1 protein-coding gene is annotated in these 561 nt (G+C 67.9%); it reads left to right on the top strand.

Annotation, left to right across the window (positions count from 1 at the left end):
- Positions 1-561, top strand: a 561-nt coding sequence (locus tag AC6CH3_RS23410; RefSeq protein WP_498134708.1) for an HNH endonuclease signature motif containing protein, incomplete at both ends; no start/stop codon positions are given.

Genomic DNA, 561 nt, shown 5'->3' with positions numbered 1-561 from the left:
CCCCCAGCAACTCCTCGACGGCCTCGTCGGCGCCTGCAAAACAGCCCTCGCCACCAACACCCTGCCCACCACCGGAGGCCTCCGCCCCCAAGTCATGGTCACCATCAACCACCAAGACCTCCTCAACCAACTCCACACCACCGCCACCAACGGCCCCCGCTACCCCCACACCACACCAACAAACCAACCCACCAACTCCCGCACCACCACCAGACCGGGCACCGGCACCAGCCCAGGCACAGCCACCGGAACCCCAGCCGGCACCGGGACGTTCACCTTCACCGGACCCGTCACCGCCGCCACCATCCGCAAAATCGCCTGCGACGCCGACATCATCCCCATCCTCCTCGGCACCGAAGGCCGCATCCTCGACATCGGCCGCACCACCCGCATCTTCCCGCCCCACATCCGCAAAGCCCTCACCGCCCGCGACCAAGGCTGCGCCTTCCCCAACTGCACCATCCCCGCCCCCTGGTGCGAAGCCCACCACACCACCTACTGGTCACACGGCGGACCCACCAACACCGACAACGGCGTCCTCCTCTGCACCCACCACCACCA

The sequence above is a fragment of the Arthrobacter sp. GQ119 genome (genome assembly GCF_059759125.1).
This window is presented reverse-complemented; position numbering and strand designations above follow the sequence as displayed.